The organism is Microbacterium sp. F2E (assembly GCF_020905435.1).
Lineage (GTDB): Bacteria > Actinomycetota > Actinomycetes > Actinomycetales > Microbacteriaceae > Microbacterium > Microbacterium lacticum.
The window spans coordinates 95,190-115,354 of record NZ_JAJJIB010000001.1 but is presented as its reverse complement, the minus strand read 5'-3'; the positions used below and the strand labels follow the sequence as shown (position 1 = coordinate 115,354).

At 72.8% G+C, this 20,165-nt stretch carries 17 protein-coding genes and 1 tRNA gene; 15 read left to right on the top strand and 3 right to left on the bottom strand.

Annotation, left to right across the window (positions count from 1 at the left end; translation table 11 throughout):
- Positions 1-399: 399 nt before the first annotated feature.
- From LOK55_RS00530 to LOK55_RS00490, 9 genes are all read left to right on the top strand, one after another.
- Positions 400-1,476: a TadA family conjugal transfer-associated ATPase gene (locus tag LOK55_RS00530; RefSeq protein WP_229933796.1), complete on the top strand. Its 1,077-nt coding sequence runs from the start codon at positions 400-402 to the stop codon at positions 1,474-1,476.
- Entirely contained in the window at positions 1,473-2,345 is an 873-nt protein-coding gene (locus tag LOK55_RS00525; protein WP_229933795.1) for a type II secretion system F family protein, read from the top strand. The genes LOK55_RS00530 and LOK55_RS00525 overlap by 4 nt, the downstream gene beginning before the upstream one ends.
- Positions 2,346-2,457: 112 nt before the next feature.
- Positions 2,458-2,673, top strand: coding sequence for a DUF4244 domain-containing protein (locus tag LOK55_RS00520; RefSeq protein WP_374107600.1), 216 nt, complete (start codon positions 2,458-2,460; stop codon positions 2,671-2,673).
- A gap of 2 nt (positions 2,674-2,675) precedes the next feature.
- Positions 2,676-3,008 (top strand): TadE family type IV pilus minor pilin, encoded by a 333-nt coding sequence (locus LOK55_RS00515; RefSeq protein ID WP_229933794.1) that lies wholly within the window; start codon positions 2,676-2,678, stop codon positions 3,006-3,008.
- Positions 3,008-3,337, top strand: a complete 330-nt coding sequence (locus tag LOK55_RS00510; protein ID WP_229933793.1) for a helicase — start codon at positions 3,008-3,010, stop codon at positions 3,335-3,337. The genes LOK55_RS00515 and LOK55_RS00510 overlap by 1 nt, the downstream gene beginning before the upstream one ends.
- A gap of 225 nt (positions 3,338-3,562) precedes the next feature.
- Positions 3,563-6,232: a type I DNA topoisomerase gene (gene topA / locus LOK55_RS00505; RefSeq protein ID WP_308066624.1), complete on the top strand. Its 2,670-nt coding sequence runs from the start codon at positions 3,563-3,565 to the stop codon at positions 6,230-6,232.
- Positions 6,232-6,873, top strand: a complete 642-nt coding sequence (gene tmk, locus LOK55_RS00500; protein ID WP_229933792.1) for a dTMP kinase — start codon at positions 6,232-6,234, stop codon at positions 6,871-6,873. The genes topA and tmk overlap by 1 nt, the downstream gene beginning before the upstream one ends.
- A gap of 10 nt (positions 6,874-6,883) precedes the next feature.
- Positions 6,884-8,038, top strand: a complete 1,155-nt coding sequence (locus LOK55_RS00495; protein WP_229933791.1) for a DNA polymerase III subunit delta' — start codon at positions 6,884-6,886, stop codon at positions 8,036-8,038.
- On the top strand, positions 8,035-9,591 hold the full coding sequence (locus LOK55_RS00490; protein ID WP_229933790.1) for an alpha/beta hydrolase: 1,557 nt from the start codon (positions 8,035-8,037) through the stop codon (positions 9,589-9,591). The genes LOK55_RS00495 and LOK55_RS00490 overlap by 4 nt, the downstream gene beginning before the upstream one ends.
- Positions 9,592-9,633: 42 nt before the next feature.
- Here the strand turns inward: LOK55_RS00490 and LOK55_RS00485 are convergent, their stop codons facing one another.
- The 3 genes from LOK55_RS00485 to LOK55_RS00475 all read right to left on the bottom strand — a co-directional run bounded on the left by LOK55_RS00485 (position 9,634) and on the right by LOK55_RS00475 (position 12,317).
- Entirely contained in the window at positions 9,634-10,293 is a 660-nt protein-coding gene (locus tag LOK55_RS00485; RefSeq protein ID WP_196325076.1) for a methionine ABC transporter permease, read from the bottom strand.
- Positions 10,286-11,323, bottom strand: a complete 1,038-nt coding sequence (locus LOK55_RS00480) for a methionine ABC transporter ATP-binding protein (RefSeq protein ID WP_141380111.1) — start codon at positions 11,321-11,323, stop codon at positions 10,286-10,288. Before LOK55_RS00480 ends, LOK55_RS00485 begins: the two co-directional genes overlap by 8 nt.
- An 88-nt stretch (positions 11,324-11,411) precedes the next feature.
- Complete coding sequence (locus LOK55_RS00475; RefSeq protein WP_229933789.1) at positions 11,412-12,317, bottom strand: MetQ/NlpA family ABC transporter substrate-binding protein; 906 nt, start codon at positions 12,315-12,317, stop codon at positions 11,412-11,414.
- Between the two features lie 263 nt (positions 12,318-12,580).
- On the opposite strand from LOK55_RS00475, the gene LOK55_RS00470 reads away from it, so the two are divergent.
- The 6 genes from LOK55_RS00470 to LOK55_RS00445 all read left to right on the top strand — a co-directional run bounded on the left by LOK55_RS00470 (position 12,581) and on the right by LOK55_RS00445 (position 20,136).
- A tRNA-Thr gene (locus LOK55_RS00470) sits at positions 12,581-12,656 on the top strand.
- Between the two features lie 68 nt (positions 12,657-12,724).
- Positions 12,725-13,144 carry a hypothetical protein gene (locus LOK55_RS00465; protein ID WP_229933788.1) on the top strand — a complete coding sequence of 140 codons (420 nt, stop codon included), beginning with the start codon at positions 12,725-12,727 and terminating at the stop codon, positions 13,142-13,144.
- Positions 13,145-13,176: 32 nt separating this feature from the next.
- Positions 13,177-15,444: an efflux RND transporter permease subunit gene (locus LOK55_RS00460; protein ID WP_229933787.1), complete on the top strand. Its 2,268-nt coding sequence runs from the start codon at positions 13,177-13,179 to the stop codon at positions 15,442-15,444.
- Positions 15,441-18,866 carry a GH92 family glycosyl hydrolase gene (locus LOK55_RS00455; RefSeq protein WP_229933786.1) on the top strand — a complete coding sequence of 1,142 codons (3,426 nt, stop codon included), beginning with the start codon at positions 15,441-15,443 and terminating at the stop codon, positions 18,864-18,866. Before LOK55_RS00460 ends, LOK55_RS00455 begins: the two co-directional genes overlap by 4 nt.
- Positions 18,863-19,444 carry an isochorismatase family protein gene (locus LOK55_RS00450; RefSeq protein ID WP_229933785.1) on the top strand — a complete coding sequence of 194 codons (582 nt, stop codon included), beginning with the start codon at positions 18,863-18,865 and terminating at the stop codon, positions 19,442-19,444. Before LOK55_RS00455 ends, LOK55_RS00450 begins: the two co-directional genes overlap by 4 nt.
- Positions 19,441-20,136 (top strand): DUF2510 domain-containing protein, encoded by a 696-nt coding sequence (locus LOK55_RS00445; RefSeq protein WP_229933784.1) that lies wholly within the window; start codon positions 19,441-19,443, stop codon positions 20,134-20,136. The genes LOK55_RS00450 and LOK55_RS00445 overlap by 4 nt, the downstream gene beginning before the upstream one ends.
- Positions 20,137-20,165: the final 29 nt, after the last annotated feature.

The following is a 20,165-nucleotide window of genomic DNA, read 5'->3' as shown; positions in this document are numbered from 1 at the left end:
GACGGTCTTCGGGACGATTCAGCTATCTAGTCACAGCGCTCCGGCGGTCACTACCGCCGATAGTAGGGAGCGCGACGACGCGCCGGACCGATATATCTCCGCGTGGCGCGCCTCTTTCGTACGGTCGGCGGACGATTCGTGCGTATGCTCTTGAGCGGCCGAACTTCTGATTCTGGCGTCGCGGTGCCCACCCCCCCCCAATGGGGCACTGCGTGAGGCGGCATCCCATTCCCCCCAATGGGATGCCGCCCTTCTTTTTCTGCGCAGTGCTGACGGCTCTTCTGCCGTGTGCGGTCTGCGGTCGTCATCGCCTCCTCCCCAACGGGCCCGATCGGCGAACTGTCCACCGATGCGGCCCGCGGGCGGTTCGGGCGCGGCCCCGACGCCTACCGTCGGGGCATGTCCGAAGCGTTCGTCGTCAGCCCCCGCGTCCCCGAAGCCGTGCGTCGCGCCGGCCCGGCCCCGGTGCCGCGGCGCGACGCGGTGGCCGAGGCCGGGGCTCGCGCGTCGGCGGAGTCGCCTCGCCGTGAGCTGCGCCGGCGCGAGCTGCCCGACCATCCCGCGCTCGAGCCGCTGCGCGACGTGCTCTCCGATCCGGCGGTGACCGACGTCTTCGTCAACGGCACGGACGGGCTGTTCGTCGACCGTGGACGCGGCGTCGAGCAGGTCGCGGGGTGGCGGGCCGGCGCCGACGAGCTGCGGGCGCTCGCCGTCGCGCTCATCGGGGTGGGCGGTCGGCACCTCGACGACGGCACGCCGCTCGTCGACGTGCGCTGGGAGCACGGCGCGCGGGTGCATGCCGTGCTGCCGCCGGTCGCGTGCTCGGGGGCGGCGATCTCGATCCGCCTGCCCGACGTCGACGTTCCCGATCTCGATGAGCTCGGCCGCCGCGGCATGTTCGACGCGGTCACCGGCGCACGGCTGGACTCGCTCGTCACGAAGCGCGCGAACGTGCTCGTCACCGGGGCCACCGGCGCGGGCAAGACGACCCTCCTCGCGGCGCTGCTCGGACGGGTGCCCGCCTCGGAGCGGATCGTCACGATCGAGGATGTCGCCGAGCTGCGCATCTCGCACCCGCACCACGTGCGGCTCGAGGCGCGGCAGCCGAACCTCGAAGGCGCCGGCGCGGTGCCGCTCGCGCGCCTCGTGCGCGAGGCGCTGCGGATGCGCCCCGACCGTCTGGTGGTCGGCGAGTGCCGCGGCGAGGAGGTGCGCGAGCTGCTCATGGCGCTCAACACCGGCCACGACGGCGGGGCGGGCACAGTGCACGCCGGCAGCATCCGCGACCTGCCCGCCCGCCTCGATGCGCTCGGCGCCCTCGCCGGGCTCGACGACCACGCGACCGCGCGGCAGGTGGTGAGCGCGATCGGCGTCGTGGTGCACGTCGAGCGCGGCAGCGACGGTGTGCGCCGCATCGCGGGCTTCGCGCGCCCCGTGCTCGAGGACGGGCGGCTCGGCGTCGAGGTGCTCACATGAGTGCGAAGCGGGTGATGGATGCCGCCGATGCGGCGGCCTCGGTGCAGCGCCTGGCGGTCCTCCTCGAAGCGGGCGTCACGCCCCCGCGTGCGTGGCAGCTGCTCGCCGACTCGGGTGATGATGCCGCGACGGCGGTGTCGACCGCCGCGGCCGGGCGCGGGACGGGGGAGGTGCTGGCCGAGCGCGGCGGCGCGTGGGGCGAGGTCGCCGTCGCCTGGCGGGTCGCGGAGACCGTCGGCGCGCCGCTCGCGCCGAGCCTGCGCCGCTTCGCCGACGCCTTGCGCGACGCGCAGGAGACCCGCGACGACGTGGCCGTCGCCCTCGCCGATCCCGCGGCGACCGCGCGGCTCGTCGCGTGGCTGCCGCTCGTCGCGATCGGACTCGGCGTCGCGCTCGGATTCGACGTGCTGTCGACCTTCACGCAGCCCGCCGGGATCGCCTGCCTGGTCGCGGGCGTCGTGCTGATGCTCCTCGCGCGACGGTGGAGCGGCCGGCTCGTCGCCCGGGCGCAGCCCGCCGGCCCGCCGCCGGGGCTCCAGGCCGACACGGTCGCCATCGCCCTGTCGAGCGGCGCCTCGATCGAGCGCGCGCTCGCGGTCGTCGCCGGGGCCGGCGGCGGAGAGGCCGATGCCGAGACGGCGGAGATCCTCGCCCTGTCGCAGCGCGCCGGCGCGCCCGCGGTGGATCTCCTCCGCTCCTCGGCGACCGACGCGCGACGCCGTGCGCGCACCGACGGACGGCTGCGCGCGGCGAGGCTCGGGGCGCGACTGCTCCTGCCGATGGGGCTGTGCACACTTCCCGCCTTCCTGCTTCTGGGCGTCGGACCGATGTTGCTGTCGGTCATGGCCGGTGCGGCGCCGCCGCTCTGATCCGCCCTCCACACGTGCCCACACATCCCTATAGAGAAGGAGTCACCTTATGTCCCTCACCCTCATCCCCACCCTGCCGCGCGGGGCGTTCGGCACGCGTGCGTCCGGTGCGCTGCCGCCGCTCCCGCCCCTCCCGCCGCTCCCGGTGCTGACATCGCGCCGCGCGGCGACCCTGTTCGGCGACGACGCGGGCGCCGCGACCGCCGAGTACGCGGTCGCGACCATGGCGGCGGTGGCCTTCGCCGGGCTGCTGGTTCTGATCATGCGCTCCGACGAGGTGCGAGGCATCCTCACCGACCTCGTCCGCCGCGCGCTCACGGTGGCCTGACGATGCGCGCCGGCGATCGCGGATCGGCCACGGCCGAGTTCGCCGTCGTCGTGCCCGCCGTCGTGCTCGTCATCGCCCTGACGGCCGGCAGCCTCGCCGCGGCCGGCCGTCAGGTGCGGCTCGAACAGGGGGTCGCGCAGGCGGCGCGGCTCGCGGCGCGCGGCGAGCCCGCCGGGCGCGTGGCCGAGATCGTCGCGGCCGTCGCCGGGGGAGCGGTCGAGGCCGTCACCGACGAGGGCGACCTCGTGTGCGTCTCGGCGACTGCGCCGACCCGCATCCCGCTGCCGTTGCCGCCCCTCAGGGCCCGCTCCTGCGCGCTGTCGGGAGGACGGTGATGGCGGGGTCGACCGTGGCGCTCGGCGCGCTCGCCGTCGCCGCGACGCTCGCGTTCTCGGGCGGGGTCGCGGGCGCAGCGTCGATCCGCGCGGCGCGGGCGTCGGGGGCTGCGGACGCCGCGGCCCTCGCCGCCGCCGACGCCGCCTCCGGTGCGGTCACCGGTTCACCGTGCGAGCGGGCCGAACAGGTCGCGGCGGCGGCCGGCGCAGCCCTCCTGGTGTGCGACCTCGACGCCCTCACCGCGACGGTGCGGGTGCGCGTCGGGGCGGGCGCCTTCGCCGCCGAGGCGCGTGCCCGGGCGGGCCCCGCACCCGCGGCCGAACCGTGATGCGCGCAGCACCACCCCGTGCGCGGCGCTTCGCCCGCAGCGAAAGCTCCGGCCGCTCACAGCCACTTCATGTGCGGCACGTGTGTATGGTGTGCATCGAAGAAAGGACGCCACGTGGCTCAGAGCACAGGAGCATCGACGAAGGCATCGGCATCGGCGACGACGAAGGCCGCGGCGAAGCCGTCGACCAAGGCATCCGCCGCGGGGTCGGGGAAGACGCTCGTCATCGTCGAGTCGCCGACCAAGATGCGGTCGATCCAGGGATACCTGGGCGACGGATACGAGGTGCTCAGCTCGGTGGGTCACATCCGCGACCTCGCCGACAAGAAGGACATCCCGGCCGAGCTGAAGAAGACCTCGGTCGGCAAGTACTCCATCGACATCGAGAACGGGTTCACCCCTCTTTATGTGGAGAGCGACCGTGGCAAGAAGACCGTCGCCGAACTCAAGCGCGCGCTGAAGTCCGCCGACCAGCTGCTGCTCGCCACCGATGAGGACCGCGAGGGAGAGGCCATCGCGTGGCACCTGCTGCAGGCGCTGCAGCCGAAGGTGCCCGTCAAGCGCATGGTGTTCCACGAGATCACGAAGGATGCCATCCGCGCGGCCGTCGGCAACACGCGTGAGCTCGACCTCGCGCTCGTCGACGCGCAGGAGACCCGCCGCATCCTCGACCGTCTCTACGGGTGGGACGTCTCCGACGTCACCCGTCGCAAAGTCGGGCAGGGCACGTCGGCCGGCCGCGTGCAGTCGGCCGCGACGCGTCTCGTCGTCGATCGGGAGCGCGAGCGCATCGCCTTCGTCTCCGCCGACTACTGGGACGTCGAGGCCGTCGCCGCTCCCGCCGAGCGCGTCGCCGACGGGTTCGCCACGCGCCTCGCACGCCTGGACGGTGCGCCCCTCGCCCGCGGCACCGACTTCGACGACGCCGGTCAGCTGAAGAAGGCCGTCGTCGTCCTCACCGAGCCGCAGGCTCGCGCGCTCGCCACCGCGCTCGAGGCATCCGGCGACGTCGTCGTCGTCTCGGTCGAAGCCAAGCCCGGCACCCGCAGCCCCAAGCCCCCGTTCACGACCTCGACGATGCAGCAGGAGGCCGGGCGCAAGCTCTCGATGAGCGCGAAGCACGCCATGGGCGTCGCGCAGCGACTCTACGAAAAGGGCTACATCACCTATATGCGCACCGACTCGACCGCGCTGTCGACGCAGGCGATCGCCGCGGCGCGTGCCCAGGCCGTCGCGCTGTACGGCGACCGGGCGGTGCCGCCGAACCCGCGCAGCTACGCGAACAAGAGCAAGAACGCGCAGGAGGCGCACGAGGCGATCCGGCCCTCCGGCGAGACCTTCCGCACCCCCGCCGAGGTCGGCTCGGCGCTCGACCGCGACGAGAGCCGCCTGTACGACCTCATCTGGAAGCGCACGGTCGCCTCGCAGATGTCGGATGCCAAGTACGAGACCACCACGGTGACCCTCGAAGCCGACACGTCGGGCGCGGGCGACCTCGCCTGGAAGACGGCGTCGTTCACCGCCTCGGGCACGGTCTACACGTTCAAGGGCTTCCTCGAGGCGTACGAAGAGGGCCGGGACGAGAAGCGCGGCGACGCCGACAAGGCCGACGACCAGTCGCTGCCGCAGCTCGCCGTCGGCGACGTGCTGACCCTGCACGAGGTCGAGCCGAAGGGGCACGCCACGAGCCCGAAGCCGCGCTACACCGAGGCATCCCTCGTCAAGGCGCTCGAGGAGAAGGGCATCGGCCGCCCGTCGACGTTCGCCTCGATCATCGATGTCATCCTGGGGCGCGAGTACGTCACCAAGCGCGGGCAGGCCCTCGTGCCGTCGTGGCTCGCCTTCAGCGTCGTGCGTCTGCTCGAGCAGCACTTCACCGAGCTCGTCGACTACGACTTCACCGCCGCGCTCGAAGACGACCTCGACGCGATCGCGCGGGGCGAGCAGCAGCGCGTCGAATGGCTGAAGGAGTTCTACTTCGGCTCCGACCAGCACGTGGGGCTGCGGAACATCCTCGACAACCTCGGCGAGATCGACGCGCGCGAGATCAACGCGACCCGCATCGGCGACGTCGCGACGCTGCGCTTCGGCCGCTACGGCCCGTACCTCGACGTGCCGAACGAAGACGGCACCTCGCGCATCGTCAACATCCCGGGCGACCTCGCTCCCGACGAACTCACGCCCGCCAAGGCCCGCGAGCTCATCGACGCCCCGGTCGCCGGCGACCGGGTGCTCGGCCAGAACCCCGAGACCGGGCGCGACATCATCGTCAAGGACGGCCGTTTCGGACCGTACCTCGAAGAGGTGCTGCCGCCCGTGCCCGAGCCGGTCGTCGACCCGGACGCGCCCAAGAAGCGGACGAAGAAGGTCGAGGCGCCCAAGCCCCGCCGTGCGTCGATCTTCAAGAGCATGTCGCCCGACACGATCGACCTCGAGACGGCGCTCAAGCTCTTCGCGCTGCCGCGCACCGTCGGCCTCGACCCCGAGACCGAGACGCCCATCACCGCGCAGAACGGCCCCTACGGCCCGTATCTGAAGAAGGGCACCGACTCGCGCTCGCTGCAGAGCGAGGACCAGATCTTCGACATCACCCTCGAGCAGGCTCTCGAGATCTACGCGCAGCCGAAGTACGCCAACCGCGCCGCGACCTCGCTCAAGGAATTCGAGGCCGACCCGGTGAGCGAGAAGCCGATCCGCATCAAGGACGGCCGCTTCGGCGCCTACGTCACCGACGGCACCACCAACGTCACGATCCCGAAGGGCCAGACGCCCGACGACATCACGTACGAGATCGCGGTGCAGATGCTCGCCGACAAGCGCGCGAAGGGTCCCGCGCCCAAGCGGACGACCCGGCGCGCCGCGACGACGCGCAAGCCCGCCGCCAAGAAGAAGTGATGACGACTCCGGATCCGGAGCCCGGTCGCGGGCTCTGGGTCACCTTCGAGGGCGGTGACGGCGTCGGCAAGACGACGCAGGCGGCGCTCCTCGAGGAGTGGCTGCGCGGGCAGGGGCGCACCGTCGTGCGCACGCGCGAGCCCGGCGGCACCGAGGTGGGGGTGCTCGTCCGCGACATCGTGCTGCACCACCGCGGCGACATCGCGCCGCGCGCCGAGGCGCTGCTCTACGCCGCCGATCGGGCCCACCACGTCGCCACCGTCGTCCGCCCCGCGCTCGCCCGCGGCGACGTCGTCATCCAGGACCGCTACCTCGACTCGTCGGTCGCCTACCAGGGGGCGGGTCGAGTGCTGGATGCCACGGAGATCCGCGACCTCTCGCTGTGGGCGACGGAGGGGGCGCTGCCCGACCTCACCGTGCTGCTCGACCTCGACCCGTCGTCCGCACGGGCGCGCCTCGACGCCGACGAGAAGCCGTTCGACCGGCTCGAGGCGGAGAAGAGCGAGTTCCACGCGCGCGTGCGCGCCGCCTTTCTCGCCCTCGCCGAGGCCGAGCCCGCGCGCTTCGTGGTGCTCGACGCGAGTCGCCCCCCAGGCGAGCTGGCCGCCGACATCCGCTCGCGCGTCGCACCCACCCCGTAGGCTGGGGCGCATGATCGCCGCCACCCCCGCCGCCCTCCCGTGGGGCGAGGTCTGGGGGCAGGACGACGCGCTCGGGCAGCTGCAGGCGGCGGCATCCGATCCCGCCCAGCTCGCCCACGCCTGGCTGATCACGGGGCCCGCCGGGTCGGGGCGTTCGACCCTCGCCGCCGCCTTCGCCGCCGCGCTGATCGCCGAACCGGGTGACGAGGCGGCGACGCGCCAGGTGCTCGCGGGCACCCACCCCGACCTCACGACGCTCCGCACCGAGGGCGTCATCATCTCGATCAAAGACGCGCGTGCCCTCGTCGAGCGCTCGTACTTCTCACCGTCGCTCGGACGCTACCGGGTGATGGTCGTGGAAGACGCCGACCGGATGGTGGAGCGCACCTCGAACGTGCTGCTGAAAGCCCTCGAAGAGCCGCCGGAGCGCACCGTCTGGGTGCTGTGCGCGCCGAGCGAGGCCGACCTGCTGCCCACCATCCGCTCTCGCGTGCGCACGCTGCGCCTGCACGAGCCCGACGTCGCCGACGTCGCACGACTGATCGTGGCGCGCACCGGAGTGGATGCCGCGCTCGCCGAGCAGTCGGCACGGCTCGCCCAGCGCCACATCGGCATGGCGGTGCGGCTCGCGACCGACGAAGGAGCCCGCGCGCGACGCGACGAGACGCTGCACGCGGTGCTCGCCGTGCGCGGTGTCGGCACCGCCGTCGAGACCGCCGCGCGCATCGTGCAGCTCGCGACCGAGGATGCCAAGGCGCTCACGGCCGAGCGCGACGAGGCCGAGCGGGCCTCGCTTCTGCGCACCCTCGGCGTCGCCCCGGGCGCCGCGGTGCCTCCGGCGGTGCGCGGGCAGCTCAGCGCGCTCGAGGACGAGCAGAAGCGCCGCGCCACCCGCAGCCTGCGCGACGGCATCGACCGCGTGCTCACCGACCTCGAATCGATGTTCCGCGATGTGCTCATGGTGCAGTTCGGGCGCGGCGACGACCTCATCAACCGTGAGCTGGGCGATCAGATCGGGGCACTCGCCGCGGTCTGGACGCCGCAGCGCACCCTGACCGTGCTCGATCAGATCTCGGCGACCCGCACGAACCTCCAGGGCAACGCCGCACCGGCGCTGGCTCTGGAGAGCATGCTCGTGACGGTCGCGAGCGGAAGGACTCCGTGAACACCCTTCGACGCGCCCTCACCGTCGTCGCCGCCCTCGCCGTCGCCTCGCTGACGCTGTCGGGCTGCCTGTACGCGGCCATCCCGCCCGAGACGTCGGCGACGCCGGCACCCAGTCGCGAGCCGGACCTCGACGGCGCACCCGCCGGGTTCGAGGAGTTCTACGGTCAGACGCTGTCGTGGACCTCGTGCTCCGGCTCGGACGCCGGGTCGTACGACTGCACCGACGTCACGGCGCCGCTCGACTGGTCCGACCCGACTTCGGGCACGATCCAGCTCGCCGTGATCCGTCGAGCGGCGACGAGCGGCGACGCGCTCGGATCCCTGCTGACCAACCCCGGCGGCCCTGGCGCGAGCGGCTACGACCTCGTCGCCGATTCGGCGAGCTTCGCCGTCAGCGAGCCCGTCCTCGACGCGTACGACGTGATCGGGTTCGACCCGCGCGGAGTGGGCCGCTCGACGGCGGTGGCCTGCCTCGACGCGGCGGGCATGGACCACATGCTCTACGACATCCCCGCCGATCCGCGGGGCAGCCAGGGCTGGACCGACGAGCTGACGCAGCGCAACACCGAGTTCGTCGAGGCCTGCGAGGCGAACTCCGCGGGCATCCTGCCGTTCGTCACGACTGACAACGCCGCTCGCGACATGGATCTGCTTCGCGCCGTGCTCGGCGACAAGACCTTGAACTACCTCGGCTATTCCTACGGCACGTTTCTCGGCGCGACGTACGCGAAGCTCTTCCCCGAGCGCGTGGGCCGCCTGGTGCTCGACGGGGCGATCGACCCCTCGGCGTCGGGCCTCGACGTCGGCACCACGCAGGCGATCGGCTTCGAGTCGGCGCTGCGCGCGTACATGGCCGACTGCCTCGACGGGCGCGGCTGCCCGTTCACCGGCACCGTCGATCAGGCGATGGCCGACCTCGGCACCCTCCTCGCGAGCGTCGACGCGCAGCCGTTGCCCGCCGACGACGGCCGGATGCTCGGCGCCGACACCCTCATGACCGGGATCATCGCCGCGCTCTACGCGGAGGACTCGTGGCCGTACCTGACCCAGGCGCTCAGCCAGGCGCTGCAGGGCGACCCGACGACGGCGCTGCTGCTCGCCGACTTCTACAACGGACGCAACTCCGACGGCACCTACCAGGACAACTCGACCGAGGCGTTCCGCGCGTATAACTGCATGGACTACCCGCTCGACACCTCGCAGGCCGATCAGGACTCCGCCAACGCGCTGATCGCTCAGAAGGCGCCGACCATCGCGCCGTACTGGCAGGGCGTCGACGTGTGCGAGGTGTGGCCGTACCCGCCGACCGGGGTGCGCGAGCGCATCGCCGCCGACGGCGCCGCGCCCATCGTCGTGGTCGGCACCACGAACGACCCGGCGACGCCGTACGCGTGGTCGGTCTCGCTCGCCGAGCAGCTGAGCTCGGGCGTGCTCGTCACCCGCGAGGGCGAGGGCCACACCGGCTACAACAAGGGCAACACGTGCGTCGACCGCGCCGTCGAGGACTACCTCGTCGACGGCACGGTGCCGCAGGACGGCCTCAGCTGCTGAGGCCCGTCCGAGGCGTCCACGGCGTCCGAGGCGTCCTCGCCGTCAGCGGCGCAGCACGCGCCGCGCGAGGGCGTTGCCGATGAACTGCACGGTCTGCACGATCGCGACGATGACGAGCACCGCCGTCCACGTCACCCACGGGTTGAACTGCTTCGAGCCGTAGTTGATCGCGAACTCGCCGAGGCCGCCGGCGGCGACGGCCCCGGCGATGGCGGTCATGTCGACGAGCGCGACGACGACGAAGGTGTAGCCGAGCACGAGCGGACCGAGAGATTCGCGCGGGACGAGCCGGAAGAGGATGCGCGACCGGCTCGCACCCGCTGCCCGGGCCGCCTCGATGACGCCCGGACGCACGGTCAGCAGATTCTGTTCCACGATGCGGCTGATCGCGAACAGCGACGCGATCGTGATCGCGAAGATCGCGAACGGCACGCCGATCCCGGGGAGTCCGATGCCGCGGGCGATGGGCTGCAGTGCGAGCAGGAGGATGATGAACGGGATCGGGCGGAACGTGTTCACGATGACGTTCAGAGTGCCGAACACGACCCGGTTCGGGAAGATGCTGCCGGCGCGCGTCGCGTAGAGCGCCAGGCCCAGCACGAGGCCCGCGAGGCCGCCGAAGATGAGCGCGGCGGTGGCCACGAACAGGGTCTCCAGCGTGGCATCCCACAGCTGCGGCAGCAGTTCGATGAGCCTATCCACGGGCATCCTCCTCGATGAGGGTCGCGAACGCCGATGCGGCGGCGATCGCCCGGTCGACGGCGGCCGGCTCGCCGTCGACGGCGAGGGTGAGGTGGCCGAACACGCGGCCGCCGATGTCGTTGATGCCGCCGTGGACCACCTCGAACCGCACACCGTGCGCGCCGAGCGCGGCGAACACGTCGCTCTGCGCCGCCGCGCCCTCGCGGACGTCGAGGGTAAGGATGCGACCGGGGTGCCGGGCGCGGAGCGCGGCGAGGTCGTCCCCGGAGGGCACGTCCTCGATGATGCTCGCCACGAACCGCGCGGTGGCGGGGTGGCGCGGCGCGGAGAGGATGTCGAAGACGGGTCCCTCCTCGATGATGCGGCCGTGCTCCATGACGACGACGCGGTCGGCGAGGGTGCGGATGACGTCCATCTCGTGAGTGATGACGACGATCGTGACGCCGAGCTCGGCGTTCACGCGGCGGAGGAGCGCGAGCACCTCCTGCGTCGTGTCGGGGTCGAGGGCGCTCGTCGCCTCGTCGGCGAGGAGGATGCGCGGGTTCGTGGCGAGGGCGCGGGCGATGCCGACGCGCTGCTTCTGCCCGCCGGAGAGCTGCTCGGGGTAGTTGCGCGCCTTGGCGGCGAGGCCGACGAACTCGAGCAGCTCATCGACGCGGGCGCGGATCTCGGCGCGCGGGCGCCCGGCGACCTCGAGGGGGTAGGCGATGTTCCCGGCGACCGTGCGCGAGTCGAAGAGGTTGAACTGCTGGAAGATCATGCCGATGTCGCCGCGCAGGCGGCGGAGCTCCCGCTCGCCGAGGCCGGTGATGTCGACGCCGTCGATCTCGACGGTGCCGCTCGAGGGGGTCTCGAGCGCGTTGACGAGGCGCAGCACGGTCGACTTGCCGGCGCCCGAGTAGCCGATGATGCCGCAGATCTCGCCGGCGGCGACGGCGAGGCTGACGTCGTCGACCGCGACGACGGGCTCGGCGCCGCGCGTCTGCGGGGGGAAGGTCTTCGTCACGCCGGAGAGGCGGATGAGGGTCATGGGGTCATTCCGGGTCGAAGGGTGAGGCGGGGCGGTGATGCGCGTGTGCGGCCCGCCCCCGAGGGAGCCGGCCGCACACGCGTTCAGGTCACTGCTGGGCGCGGATCTCGTCCTCGGTCTTCTTGAGCGAGGCGACGAGGTCGGAGACCGGGGTCTTCACGAGCACAGCGGTGCCGCCGGATGCCTCGAGCACGCCGTCCTGCACCGACGGGGTGTCCTGGTAGATCTTCACGAGCTTGAGGTACGTCGGGTTCTCGGCGTCGGCGGCCTTCGCGGCGAAGATGTTGATGTAGGGGAACGCCGACTCGTCGGACGGGTCGTCCTGCGCGAGCAGCTGGTCCTTGGTGAGACCCGCCTTCGAGACGAAGTCGTTGTTGACGACGGCTCCGGCGAAGTCGGGCAGCGACGAGGCGGTGAAGTCGGCGGCGACCGCTTCGACCTTGACCTTCGAGCCCGACTCGATGTCGGCGACGGTGGAGAACACCGACCCGCCGTCCTTCAGCTCGATGAGGCCGGCGGACTGCAGCACGAGCAACGCGCGTGCCTGGTTCGACTCGTCGTTGGGCACCGCGATGGTCTCGCCGGCGGGGATGTCGCCGACCTTTCCGTACTTGGTCGAGTACAGACCCAGCGGGTAGATCGCCGTCGCGCCAATCGGCACGAGGTCGTCGGACGCGGCGACGTTGTAGGTGGCGAGGTAGATGATGTGCTGGAACTGGTTGAGGTCGAGCTCGCCCGCCGACAGGGCCGGGTTCGGCTGGTCGTACGAGTCGAAGTTGACGATCTCGACGTCGATGCCCTCGGCGGCCGCGGCCTCCTTGTAGGTCTCCCAGTACGGGTCGCCGGCGCCGACGACGCCGATCTTCACGGTCTCGGACGATCCCGAGGCGTCGCCCGAAGCAGCGGTGTCGGACGATCCGCCGGCGCAGGCGCCGAGGAGGAGTGCGAGGGGGAGGGCCAGCGCGATCGCGGCCAGGGACTTCTTCGTGCTCATGGTGGTGCTCCTTGTGGGTCGGGGCACCGCGCAGCGCGGATCGGTCGTCCGGGTGCCGCGCCAGCCTCATCGCGGTGCCTCTTCGACGCTACGGACGTGCCCGGGCGCGGGCCAATCGGCCGTAACACGGGGTCACCGAGCGGCCCGGGGGGAGCTCCGTCGCGGAGGTGCGGGGCGTGGTTCGCGAGTGGCCCGCGGAGCCTGTAAGATCGTTCTTCGTGCACGGCGCCCGCGCCGGCACACGTCGGACGCCCGTCGTCCGCGCCGCCCTAGCTCAGTCGGCAGAGCATTTCACTCGTAATGAAAAGGTCAAGGGTTCGATTCCCTTGGGCGGCTCCACACCTCCGCGTCCCCACGCGTGCTCCATGATCGGCAGCCCTGCCGCGCGTCGATAGACTGACGCCGCCATGTCCGCCATTTCGTCCGACGTCACCGACGTGCTCCTCGAGGTGTTCACGTGGGTCGGCTTCGGCGGCTCGGCGGTGCTCGCCGTTGTCATGGCGATCCTCTGGGCGGCTGACGGCACATGGCTGCCCGCCGAGGCGATCGTCGACACCGAACGGGGCCCCACGGGCGAGGTGACGGTCGTCCGGTGGTTCGACGCCGACGGCGACGCGAACAGCGCGGTCGCCGGGCCGGCCGAGGCATCCGCGCTCGCCGGGCGTGAGCAGGCCGACATCTGGTATCGGCACGGGTGGACCAGCCGCATGCGGCTGCAGCGCCGTCCGCCGGGGCTGCGCGCGGTCACCCTCGCCGCGGCGGGACTGTTCGCACTCGGGGTGCTGTGTCTGGTCTCCGGTTGGGTGGTCTTCTTCCTCCGCGGGTGACAGCGGACGAGATTGCTAGATAAGCTAGCGATATGACTCTCCGAGCCGACTCGCGCCGTGCCGCCTCGAGCGACCGTTCGGCGACCCCGACCAGGTGGCTGCGAATCGGCATCCCGGTGCTCCTCGTGCTGATCTGGCTCGTCGGCGGGTCGATCGGCGGACCCTACTTCGGCAAGATCGACGAGGTCTCCACCAACGACCAGTCGAGCTTCCTGCCCTCCTCGGCCGAGGCCACCCAGGTGCAGGAGCGGCTCGCCGACTTCACCGGCGGCGACACGATCCCCGCCGTGGTCGTCGTCACCGGCGACGGGGCGCTGTCCCCGGAGCAGCTCGCGAGCATCGGCGACCTCGCCGCCGCGATCGGCGACGCCGACGGCGTGGGCGACGTGTCGCCCGGCATCCCGTCCGACGACGGCGAGGCGGTGCAGCTGTTCGTGCCGATCGACACCTCGGGCGACGTCGGCGAGACGGTCGAGGCGGTGCGCGCGGCGATCGCAGACGACCTGCCGAGCGGGTTGGATGCCTGGGTCACCGGCCCCGCCGGCTTCACCGCCGACCTCGTGCAGGGCTTCCTCGGCATCGACGGACTGCTCCTCGGCGTCGCGCTCGGCGCCGTCTTCATCATCCTCGTGATCGTCTACCGATCGCCGCTCCTCCCGATCCTCGTGCTGCTCACTTCGACGTTCGCGCTGTGCGTCGCGCTCCTGACGGTGTGGTGGCTGGCGAAGGCGGGCGTATTCGTCCTGAACGGCCAGGTGCAGGGCATCCTCTTCATCCTCGTGATCGGCGCCGCGACCGACTACGCGCTGCTGTACGTCGCCCGCTTCCGCGAGGCGATCGCGCAGGGCAGGCGGCGATGGGATGCCACGACGACCGCCTGGCGCGGCGCGTTCGAGCCCATCCTCGCCTCGGGCGGCACCGTGATCGCGGGCCTCCTGTGCCTGCTGCTGAGCGACCTCGCGACCAACCGCGCGCTCGGACCGATCGCCTCGATCGGCATCGTCTTCGCGGTGCTCTCGGCGCTGACCTTCCTCCCCGCCCTGCTCGCGCTCGTCGGCCGGGCGGCGTTCTGGCCGTTCCTGCCCAAGACCGGCACCGCGCGCGATGCGGGCGCCGACGTCGAAGCGCTCGTCACGAACCCGGATGCCCCGGTCCACGGCTTCTGGGAGCGCCTCGCGCGCCTCATCGCCCGGCACGCGCGTCTCGTCTGGATCGTGACGACGGTTGTCCTGCTCGCAGCGTCGGCGGGTGTGCTGCAGCTGAAGGCCGACGGCGTGCCGCAGAGCGACCTCGTGCTCGGGGCCTCGGAGGCGCGCGACGGACAGGACGTGCTCGCCGCGCACTTCGCCGCCGGGTCGGGGAGCCCCGCCTACGTCATCGTGCCGGAGGGCGACGTCGCGACCGCGCTCGAGGTGCTCGGCGACAGCGACGGCGTCGACTCGGTCGCCGCGGCGTCGCAGGACTCCCCGTCGGGACAGGTGCAGGTGGAGCTCTCCGGCGGCGACGTCGTCTACACGACCGCGGGCCCGCCGGCCGCGGCCGGGGCGCCGGCGGCCGCCCAGCCCGCGCCGACGGTCGCCGACGGCGACGTGCTGCTCATCGCGACGCTCGGCGACGAGGCCGACTCGCTCGCCGCGGAGGACACGGTGCGAGAGCTCCGCGGGGCGTTCGCCGACCGGCTCGGCGAGGGCACCGTGCTCGTCGGGGGACCGACGGCGATCGACCTCGACACGAACGACACCTCGATCCGCGACCGCACCGTCATCATCCCGGTGATCCTCCTCGTGATCCTCGTGATCCTGATGCTGCTGCTGCGAGCCGTGGTGGCGCCGATCCTCCTGATCCTGAGTGTCATCGTCTCGTTCGGGGCGGCGCTCGGGGTGAGCGCGCTCGTGTTCAACCACGTGTTCCACTTCCCGGGGGCCGACCCCGCGGTGCCGCTGTACGGCTTCGTGTTCCTCGTGGCGCTCGGCGTCGACTACAACATCTTCCTGATGTCGAGGGTGCGCGAGGAGTCGCTGCGCCACGGCACGCGCCCCGGCATCCTGCGGGGGCTCGTCGCGACGGGCGGGGTGATCACCTCGGCGGGGCTCGTGCTGGCGGCGACCTTCGCGGCGCTCGGCGTCATCCCGATCCTCTTCCTCGCGCAGCTCGCGTTCATCGTCGCGTTCGGCGTGCTGCTCGACACGTTCGTCGTGCGCTCGCTGCTCGTGCCCGCGGCGGCGTACGATCTGGGACGCGTCATCTGGTGGCCCTCGAAGCTGTGGCGGCGAGACGGCGGTGACAGCGGAGGGCGATGATCCGAGCGGCGGAGCGCGTGGGCGGGTGGGTCTGGCGGCTCGCCCGGCGGATCGCCGCGTGGTTCGGCGGCCGCCGGTACGACACCGGTCCGTCCGCGGCGCACGCCGTGACCTCGCGGCCCGGCGCCGGGTTCACCTCGAGGGCGGCGATCCGCTACACGTTCACCGGTGGCCGTGTGGCGGTCACGCCCGATCTCGGCGCCGAGCTGCGTGAGCGGCGCATCGTGCCGGGTGACGAGCTGCGCTACGCCGTGCTGCCGGAATGGAGTGCGACCGGTGACGTGCGCGACGGGTTCGCCGCCGACGCCGTGGCGCTCGACCTCGTCCTCGACGACGGCTCGCTCCTCAGCGCGTACGGGGTGCGCGACCAGTACGGGGTCGCGCTCGATCCGCGCGCCCAGCACGAGGGCGCCGCGCTCCACCCCGACCAGTGGAATCTCGTTCGCGTCGCCCTCGACGCGGTCGCCGGCCGCGTCGTGGCGGGCGTGCGGCTGCGCGTCGTGGAGACGCGCGCGCCTGGCGCCGGGCGGCGGACGCTCGTCGGCTGGCTCGACACGATCTCGATCGGGCCGGTCGCACCCGAGCCGGAGCGCCCCGCCGACCGGGCGCGCACCCGGCAGGGCACGATGTCGACGCCCGCCCTCTCGCGCGGCAACACCGCGCCGACCGTGGCGGTGCCGGGCGGCTTCGTCGGAGGCATCCCGGTCACCCGCGCCGACTCCGCCCGCTGGCCGTACACGTGGCACGCCGACAACACCTCCGACAACAGGTCGGTGCTGCAGGCGTTCGCGACGTCGCACCTGCCGAGCCCGTGGATGGGGGAGCGCGGCGCGTTCCAGGTCATGCCGGTGCTGCCGCCTCCGCCGGGAGAACCGGTACCCACCTCGCCCGGGGCGCGGGCGCTCGGCTTCTCGCACGACGACGAGATCGCCCGTCCGCACGACTACCGGGTGACGCTCGACGGCGGCATCCGCGTCGAGATGACGGCCACCGACCACACCGTGCTCGTGCGCGTCGGCTTCCCGCCGGGCACGGCCGAGGGCGTGCTCGTGTTCGACCAGATCGACGGGCACGGCGCGGTGAGTCTGCCCGGCGAGACGGGTGTGCCGGGCGACGCCTTGCGCGCGTACACCGACGACGGCACGGAGGCCCAGCGCGACCGCGCCGCCTCCCCGCGCGCGTACCTGCACGCGCAGCTCGACCGGCCGATCGTCGCGGCCGACCGCGTGCGCACGGGCCTGCGGACGCCCGGGGAGTCGCCGCGCGCGTGGGTGCGGGTGGCGCTGGATGCCTCGGCCACGGTCACCGTGCGCCTCGCGACGAGCTTCATCGGCACCGCGCAGGCCGAGCGGAACCTCGCGCTGGACGGGGCGGATGCGCCGTTCGACGAGGTGCGCGAACGCGCCGGGCATGCGTGGGATGCCTGGATCGGCCGCATCGGGCTGCCGAGCGGCGACGGGGAGACGGCCGGTGACGGGACATCCGCTGCCGCGGTCGAGCAGCGCGCCATGATGGCGACGGCGCTCTACCGGGTGGGGCTCTTCCCCGCCCGCGCGCACGAGAACCTCGGCACGGCCGAGGACCCCGATCCGCGCTATGCGAGCCCGTTCCATCCCGTCGACGGGTCGAGTGCCGACCGCACCGGCGCCCGCGTGCTGCCGGGCGAGCTGAGCGTCAATCACGGGTTCTGGGACACCTACCGCACCGCGTGGCCGCTCTACGCGCTGCTCGACCCGGAACGCGCGGGGCGGCTGCTCGACGGGTTCATCGAGCACTATCGCGCGTCCGGTTGGACGAGCCGGTGGTCCTCGCCCGGCCCGGTCGATTCGATGACGGGCACCTCGCTCGACACCGTCACCGCGCAGGCGGTCGACGCGGGGGTGCCGGTCGACCTCTGGAACGCGTTCGACGCGGCGCTCCGCAACGCGAGCGTGCCCTCCACCGACCCGCGCCTGGGCCGCAAGGGGCTCGCGACCTCCGCCTACCGCGGATGGGTCGACACCGACACCCACGAGGGACTCACCTGGACCCTCGACGGGTCGATCAACGACCTCGCCGTGGCGCGTCTGGCGCGCGCCCTCCTCGACCGCGTCCCCGCCGCGCACGAGCGGCGGGGCGAGCTCGTGGCGGCGGCCGCGTACTTCACGGCGCGCGCGGGTTCCTACGCGCACGTCTTCGACCCGCGCACGGGGTTCTTCCTCGGCCGCGACGCGCGCGGGCGGTTCCGGATGGCTGCCGAGGCGTACGACCCCACCGTCTGGGGGTTCGACTACACCGAGACCGACGGCTGGGGCACGGCCTTCTCGGTGCCGCACGACGGGGCCGGGCTCGCCGCGCTGCACGGCGGACGCGAGGCCCTCGCCCGGCGGCTCGAGCAGTTCTTCGCGGTGCCCGAGCGGGGCGACGACCGCATCCGCGGGTCGTACCCGATCGTCATCCACGAGATGGTCGAGGCCCGCAATCTGCGCGCCGGGCAGTGGGCGCCCTCGAACCAGCCGGCCCACCACATCCCGTTCATGGCGCTGTTCGCCGGCCGCCCCGACCTCGCGCAGCACGCCGTGCGCACCGCCGTGGAGCGCATGTTCACCGGCGGTGAGATCGGCCAGGGCTGGCCCGGCGACGAGGACAACGGCGAGATGGCGGCGTGGTGGGTGTTCGCCGCGCTCGGCCTCTATCCGCTCGTGCCCGCGACCGCGGGCTACGTCATCGTCGCGCCCGCGGTGCCCGAGGCCCGCGTTCGTCTCGGTGACGATGCGTGGCTCGTCATCCGCGCGCCCGGAGCGAGCCGGAGCCGACGCTTCGTGCGGTCGGTGCTCCTCGACGGACAGCCCTGGGCGAGCGCGTTCCTGCCGCACGAGCGCGTCGCGCGCGGCGCGACCCTCGACATCGAGCTGTCCGACGAGCCCGAGCCGTGGGGGAGCGCGCCCGCCGACGAGCCGCCGTCGCTGACCCCGCACGGACGGCTGCCGACGGTGCTGCGCGACCTGACGACGGATGCCGAGGTGCAGGCATCCACCCGCGCCGCCGGATCACCCGCCGACGCCGTCGACGACGACGCGGCGTCGCCCGGCGTGGCCCTGAAACCGGGGGAGTGGGTGGCGGTCACCGGTGTCGACGGCTCGCCGGAGATCCTCACGGTGACGGTCGACGCGGCGGGTCGCCACCGCTTCCGCCTGGAAGCGGGGACGGACGACGGATGGCGGACGGTGTTGCGCGTCGACACCGCGTTCACCTGGGACCGGCAGCTGCGGCCGTTCGTGCTGCCGCCGCACGGTCCGGCGCGGGGCGCTGCACCGGTGAGCCGGTGGCGCCTCGTGGCCGAGTCGGCGTTCACGGTGCGTCAGCTCGAACTGCTCGTCCGTGAGGAGTACCGCCTCCCGGTGGTCCGGGCGGAGCGCGACGCCGATACCCTCGGATCATGACCAGAGCACTGTTCATCGTCGACGTCCAGAACGATTTCACCGAGGGCGGCGCGCTCGCCGTCGCCGGCGGCGATGCGGTCGCGGCGGGCGTCTCCGCCTACCTCGCCGCGCACGCGGGCGACTACGACGTGATCGTCGCGTCGCGCGACTGGCACGACCCCGACTCCGACAACGGCGGGCACATCGCCCTCGGCGGCGAGCCCGACTTCGTCGACACGTGGCCGGTGCACTGCGTCGCCGGCACCCCGGGCGCCGCGTACGACCCGCTGCTGCAGGCCGGCGCCGTCACCCACCACGTGCGCAAGGGACAGGGCGTGCCCGCCTACTCGCTGTTCGAGGGCACGGCAGACGACGGCCGGACCGCCGCCGAGATCCTGGCGGAGCACGGCGTCACCGAGGCCGATGTGACCGGCATCGCGACCGATCACTGCGTGCGGGCGTCGGCGCTCGACGCCATCGCCCACGGCATCCATGTGCGGGTGCTCACCGACCTCGTCGCCGGCGTCGCGCCCGAGCCGTCCGAGGCGGCGCTCGCCGAGCTCGCCCACGCGGGCGCCGAGCTGGCGGTCTCCGCGTGAGCGTGGTGGCGGGCTGGTATCCCGACCCGAGCGGCGCGCCGCGCGAGCGCTGGTGGGACGGGGCGCAGTGGACGGCGTACGAGCGGGATGCCCCCGTGGCGCCCGCCCCGGCGCCGTCCGCGCCGTCTTACGCTGCTCCCGCCTACGCTGCGCAGCCGTACGCCGCCGCGCCGCCCGCGGCGTATGCCGCGACGGGCATGCCCTCGAAGGTGCAGGTCGACACGAACACGGTCTGGATCTGGCTCGCGATCGTCGCCACCGTGCTGCCGTTCGCGACGCTCTTCCTGATCGATTGGAACGGATACCTGGATGCCATGCTGCGCATCGAGTCACGTGGCGCGGTCACCGACATGGAGCAGTGGCAGCTGCGGACCCTCGGCGTCTCGCTGCTCAGCTGGGCGGCGATGGGCGCGGGGATCGTGTTCAGCTGGCTCGACTGGCGGGAGCTTCGCCGCCGGGGCGTGCCGGCGCCGTTCCACTGGGCATGGTCGTTCTTCTCGCTGCTGGGCGGGGGAGCGGCGGTCTACATGATCGGCCGCGCCGTCGTGCTGCGCCGTCGCACGGTGTCGGGCGGCTGGCCGCCCCTCTGGGTGTGGATCGCCGTCACCGTCGTCGGCTACGCGGTCACCATCGCGTGGTCCGTCGCGCTCGTCGGGCAGGTGTTCAGCCGCCTCGCCGGGGCGTACGCCTGACCGTGGAATCGCGCCACCGGATGAGTCGT

What these genes read in the sequence shown, in the direction of transcription:
- LOK55_RS00530 (WP_229933796.1), top strand. Translation starts at nt 400, where the DNA reads ATGTCCGAAGCGTTCGTCGTCAGCCCCCGCGTCCCCGAAGCCGTGCGT.
- LOK55_RS00525 (WP_229933795.1), top strand. Translation starts at nt 1,473, where the DNA reads ATGAGTGCGAAGCGGGTGATGGATGCCGCCGATGCGGCGGCCTCGGTG.
- LOK55_RS00515 (WP_229933794.1), top strand. Translation starts at nt 2,676, where the DNA reads ATGCGCGCCGGCGATCGCGGATCGGCCACGGCCGAGTTCGCCGTCGTC.
- LOK55_RS00510 (WP_229933793.1), top strand. Translation starts at nt 3,008, where the DNA reads ATGGCGGGGTCGACCGTGGCGCTCGGCGCGCTCGCCGTCGCCGCGACG.
- tmk (WP_229933792.1), top strand. Translation starts at nt 6,232, where the DNA reads ATGACGACTCCGGATCCGGAGCCCGGTCGCGGGCTCTGGGTCACCTTC.
- LOK55_RS00495 (WP_229933791.1), top strand. Translation starts at nt 6,884, where the DNA reads ATGATCGCCGCCACCCCCGCCGCCCTCCCGTGGGGCGAGGTCTGGGGG.
- LOK55_RS00480 (WP_141380111.1), bottom strand. Translation starts at nt 11,323, where the DNA reads ATGACCCTCATCCGCCTCTCCGGCGTGACGAAGACCTTCCCCCCGCAG.
- LOK55_RS00475 (WP_229933789.1), bottom strand. Translation starts at nt 12,317, where the DNA reads ATGAGCACGAAGAAGTCCCTGGCCGCGATCGCGCTGGCCCTCCCCCTC.
- LOK55_RS00465 (WP_229933788.1), top strand. Translation starts at nt 12,725, where the DNA reads ATGTCCGCCATTTCGTCCGACGTCACCGACGTGCTCCTCGAGGTGTTC.
- LOK55_RS00460 (WP_229933787.1), top strand. Translation starts at nt 13,177, where the DNA reads ATGACTCTCCGAGCCGACTCGCGCCGTGCCGCCTCGAGCGACCGTTCG.
- LOK55_RS00455 (WP_229933786.1), top strand. Translation starts at nt 15,441, where the DNA reads ATGATCCGAGCGGCGGAGCGCGTGGGCGGGTGGGTCTGGCGGCTCGCC.
- LOK55_RS00450 (WP_229933785.1), top strand. Translation starts at nt 18,863, where the DNA reads ATGACCAGAGCACTGTTCATCGTCGACGTCCAGAACGATTTCACCGAG.